Genomic DNA, 4,508 nt, shown 5'->3' with positions numbered 1-4,508 from the left:
TATCTTTACTCTCTTTACCTCCTCATCATGTTTGCCACCGACGTTTTCACCGGCGGAATCGCGGACAGGTACGGAAGGAGGAAAACCCTTGCTCTCGGCATGATTCTCTACGGCCTCAGCATGGCCCTAATTGGTGCTTCCCATAGATTCCTCGCATGCGCCTTGGCCTACGGTCTTGCCGCCCTCGGCTCTTCCCTCCTGTCGGGCACGCTTCAAGCGTGGTACTTCACTGAGGTCAAAACCCAGGATTTGGGGAGGAATGAGGCCAAAAAGGCCTACGGGTTGTTAAGGTCAATAAACAGTGCGAACTCGCTTCTGATAGGTATCATCACGGCCACAATAGTGGCCTTTGTAGGGATGAGGAGTGTTTTCTACGCTGCGGCCATCTTGAACTTCTTTGGAGCATTTCTTGTCGTTCTCCTCCTCAATGAGAACTGGGGGACCAGAGAAAAAGGTGTCCTGGTGATAGTCTGGGAGGGCATTTCGTTAGTCCTCAGAGGTCCAATCCTGCACTACCTCTTCATCGCGGATATGCTCTTCACACTTCCTCACTTGCATTTTCTATACTCGTGGCAGCTTTATTTTACGAGCATTCTTAAGCTCAAAGTGGAAGCCCTTGGCCCTCTCTACTCCCTAAAATCGGCAATGGGAATCTTGGCAGGTTTCCTGATTCTCTGGATTGGAAGGGGAAAAGAGAAGTCGTACGCTTCGCTTTTCAAGATGTCAATTTCCCTAATACTACTCTCTTATCTGATGTTTGCCGGCGTGCACGCTGAGATTGCTGGGGTTCTGGCATTGGCAAGTTACTCCCTTGGCGAGGCGGTTTATTTCACTGGATACACCCTCTTAATCAATGAGGTCGTTCCCAACGAGTACCGCAGTACGATAATCTCGACGAGGATGAGCGTTTCCGCCTCTGTTGGCGCCGTGTTCTACGCATTAATCGGCAGGCTTGTGAATTTTTCTGGATTGGCGGGGAGCTTTGCCCTTATGATTCCTGTGTTCGTTCTCCTTGTTCTCGTTTATGTGCGGGTTTTTAGAATAATGGAGTCCCGCGTACCCTCACCGCTGTGAAACTTTCCTTTCTCAACCTTGAGTTCATGAAAGGCATAAATACGGGAGAAATAAAACAAAAGTGTCTGAATCTGGAGGCGGGATAATGAAACTGACCCAAGCCCAGCTCTGGGAGGAGGTCAAATACACCGCGAAGCATATTGGGCTCAACATTATCTCAATCCCATGGTTAACGGCTACAGTCTACTGGTTGTCCAGCTGGGTTCCTGTCTCAGGAGAAACGATTGTCGGAATAACGAGCGTTTCACTCGCCATAGTGTTCCCGCTCTTCTTCAGCGGAGCTATCTTCAGGGAGAAGCTCCTCGGCATTCACGAGCTCCTCCTTTCGCTCCCGTTTCCTCCCGCGCGTCTTCTGCTCCTCAAGATGCTTGCCGGATTCGTGATTGAAGCGGCGGGAATACTCGCGGGCGGTTTTGTCGGACTGATTCTGGCGGATTACAGCGGGACCCACATTCCTCTAACGCTCATGCTCTCCGGCCTGCTGATTTCAACTCCCCTGCTCCTCACATTCACCTTCTTCGTGATTTTAACAACCCTGCTCTTCCGGTCCGTATGGTTCAACGCCGTGAAGATTGCAGTGGGTTTTGTGGCGTTTTTTGTTCCCCTTTACGTTCCGAGATACTTTGGAAACGTCCTGTCTCTAAAGCTTGCCCTGGTGCTGTCTCTGGCCATCTCGGTGGGGATTTCAATCCCTTCGCTCCTGATCTTAAGCTCCCTAGGTAACAGGCTCGCCGAGAAGACCCTGCTCGTGTGAGGTGGTTCCATGATAGTCCTTGAGGACGTGGGGAAGACTATTGGCGGAAGGGAAGTCCTCCGCGGGATAAGCTTGACCGTAAAACCGGGTGAGATTCACGCCTACCTCGGCCACAACGGGGCGGGCAAAACAACTACATTCCGGCTTATCCTCGGCCTCCTCGTGCCTGACTCGGGGAGGATCGAAGTTTTTGGCCTTAACCCTCTCCGGAATCCCGAAATAAGGGCGAGGATTGGCTACCTTCCAGAGTACGACCTCCTCTACCCGAACCTCTCAGTATGGGACAACCTCAGGCGCTACGCCCTGCTGAAGGGGGTTTTCGATGGGAGGGAGCTGAGGGACCTGCTGGAGTTTTTTGAACTTGGAAAATACGCCAAAAAGAAGGTTTCTACCCTCTCCAGTGGGACTCAGCGGAGGGTTGCAATGGCGAGGACTTTTCTTGGAAACCCAGAGGTTTTGATTCTGGACGAGCCGACGAAGGGCCTTGACCCGGAGTGGAGGCTGGAGTTCAAGCGCTTTCTCAAAGACTACGCGAGGGAAAACAACGCCTCCGTTCTCTTTTCGACCCATATACTCGGCGACGTTGATGAGGTCTGTGGGAGAGTTACGGTTATTAAGGAGGGCCAGATACTGTTCTCCGGAAGCCTGAAAGAGTTTAGAAAAAGTGTTCCAGCTAGGGGAGTTCTGGTGAAGGTCAGGGAAGTGGAAAAAGCCCTGATGGTTCTTGAGAAAGCCGGCTACACCCCAAAGCTTTTCAAGGACTACATCCTCGTTGAAAACGCCGAGTCTTCCCAGGTTAATGGACTTCTGGTCAGAAACGGGATAACCGTTGAGGAGATAAAGCGCAACGAGCCGTCGCTGGAGGAAGTGTATTCGACGCTCTATGGGAGCTGAATGAACTGCTCACCCCTGACCGGAAGCGCTATAGGACTGAGCATACGATGAATTATTATGCCCGATGAAGACCTCGCCAGAGAAGTCCAGGAGCTCAAAAAGGCCCTTGAGGCACTGAAGGCAAGCTTTGAGATAGTTTCTCAGATGGCGCAGGCTTATCTCAGACTCCTTAAAGTTTACGCGGAATACGGTGGCTTGAGCATAGACGTCGTCGTTCCCGAGATAAAGAACGACCCGATAGCGAGGGAGATAGTGAAGATTCTCTTCGACTTGAGAAAAGCTAACGTGAGTCAGATAACGCGCGAGATGAAGGGCAGGCGCGGAAAGGCATCCAGAAACACAGTTCGGGTAAAACTGGAGGAGCTTGAGGGGCTGGGCGTCGTCAGGGAGGTTCCCTCAGAGAGGGGCAAGGTCTACGCCCTCTCCCGTGAGGTGATCAAGAGGTGGTTAGAGCTGATCGGAAAAAAGGATCCTGCCCAGCTGGAGAAGCTCCTTGAGGAGCTGACGGAGGAGATGAAGAACGCCAAAAGCGAGGAAGAGCTTAGGCTCCTTGAGAAGAAGGTTGACATTGTTGAAGACCTCATAGAGGCCTACTACGGCGACAGGGACATCGAGCAGGCGGCAAAGCTCATGGACAAGATAGGGCCAATGATAGAGGACATCCTTGAACCGCTGAGGGACCTCCTCAGCGAGCTGTATAGTCCTGAGAAGATGCAGGCCATGGGCAAGAGCGTGGCGGAGTTCTACAAGAACCTCGTCGAGGCCGGCATGGACAAGGAAACTGCAACCGAGCTGACGAAGGAATACATGAAGAGCATCAATGCCCCAAAGGCCCTCCTCGAGACCCTAATGGAACTGATGAAGGGCAAGGGCGGTCACTCCGGATCGATAAGTATCGTTCACAGAAAGAAGGAGAAACCTGAAGAAGAGGAGGGGAAGGAGTGATTCTCCGCCCCCTTCTTAAATTTCTCCTCTTCCACCTCCCAAGGCTTCTGTTCCAGGTTGCCGGCCTACTCCGCGTTATAAACCGGGGGAAGGGGGCCTTTAGGAAGGCCCTAAAGACCGCGGGGCTTCTGGGGGAGGTGGTTGAGGAACTCGTGAAGGAGTTCAACCCGCTGAAGGGCGTTAGCTTCCGGGAGATTACGGGTTTCCGATGGAGTATCGAAAGCGTTAATGGTTCCTCTTCGAGAGGCGCGCGAACATCATCCCGGCGAGCGCGAAGAAGGCCAGACTGACCGCGTACGGCAGCGTTGCATGGACGCTCGCCAGGGCGCCGGCTATGATGGGCACGATTATATGCCGAGGCGTTAATCTTGAGAGAAGGAGGGGCTTCAACATCTACATCAGGAAGTTGAGGACGAGGGTTTAATTTCCTCCTCAATAACTCTCAAGACGTCTTCAAGAGAGATCTCTTTTGAAGGCTGGATGTTGTCTTGTGAGCCAACGTGCTTGTGGTGGGGAAAAGTTTCAATGTCTCTGTGATGTGGCGCGTTGTCCCAGCGGACTATAAGCTTTCCGTCTTTCTGCCACTGAAAAGAGTAGTGGTACTCCTCTTCCGATACAAATTCCCTGATGTAAAGAACGCTTCCCTCTATCAGTTCTGCCTTGATTTTCAGAAAGTAAAAACCCTCTCCCTCCTTGTAGTCCAGAATTTTGTAGCCTTTGACTGCTGGGCTTTTCTCAAGCAATTCTAACTCTCTCAGCATGTTCAATCTCCTTCAGCCTCTTCTCCAGCTCTTCAAGCTTCCTGACGTAGGCCTTCCACTCAATATAGTCGTCCCAGGCC

Annotated in this window: 5 protein-coding genes and 1 pseudogene; 5 read left to right on the top strand and 1 reads right to left on the bottom strand. The window is 52.0% G+C overall.

Annotated features, from left to right (window positions below):
- The 5 genes and pseudogenes from F7B33_RS04775 to F7B33_RS04750 all read left to right on the top strand — a co-directional run.
- The coding region (locus tag F7B33_RS04775; protein WP_297073454.1) for an MFS transporter at positions 1 to 1,074 on the top strand (1,074 nt) is incomplete at its 5' end.
- A gap of 61 nt (positions 1,075 to 1,135) precedes the next feature.
- Complete coding sequence (locus F7B33_RS04770; RefSeq protein WP_297073453.1) at positions 1,136 to 1,828, top strand: hypothetical protein; 693 nt, start codon at positions 1,136 to 1,138, stop codon at positions 1,826 to 1,828.
- Positions 1,829 to 1,837: 9 nt separating this feature from the next.
- Positions 1,838 to 2,722 carry an ABC transporter ATP-binding protein gene (locus F7B33_RS04765; RefSeq protein WP_297073451.1) on the top strand — a complete coding sequence of 295 codons (885 nt, stop codon included), beginning with the start codon at positions 1,838 to 1,840 and terminating at the stop codon, positions 2,720 to 2,722.
- A gap of 57 nt (positions 2,723 to 2,779) precedes the next feature.
- A pseudogene (locus tag F7B33_RS04760) lies at positions 2,780 to 3,184 on the top strand (ArsR family transcriptional regulator); the annotation flags it as partial.
- A gap of 479 nt (positions 3,185 to 3,663) precedes the next feature.
- Positions 3,664 to 3,957, top strand: coding sequence for a hypothetical protein (locus F7B33_RS04750; RefSeq protein WP_297063540.1), 294 nt, complete (start codon positions 3,664 to 3,666; stop codon positions 3,955 to 3,957).
- A 108-nt stretch (positions 3,958 to 4,065) separates the two neighbouring features.
- Here the strand turns inward: F7B33_RS04750 and F7B33_RS04745 are convergent, their stop codons facing one another.
- Positions 4,066 to 4,428 (bottom strand): DUF6516 family protein, encoded by a 363-nt coding sequence (locus tag F7B33_RS04745; RefSeq protein ID WP_297073456.1) that lies wholly within the window; start codon positions 4,426 to 4,428, stop codon positions 4,066 to 4,068.
- Between the last annotated feature and the right edge of the window lie 80 nt (positions 4,429 to 4,508).

It is taken from the genome of Thermococcus sp. (assembly GCF_015523185.1).
Taxonomy (GTDB): Archaea; Methanobacteriota_B; Thermococci; order Thermococcales; family Thermococcaceae; genus Thermococcus.
Note: the sequence above shows the minus strand (reverse complement) of the source record. Positions and strands in the feature narration are given on the sequence as shown.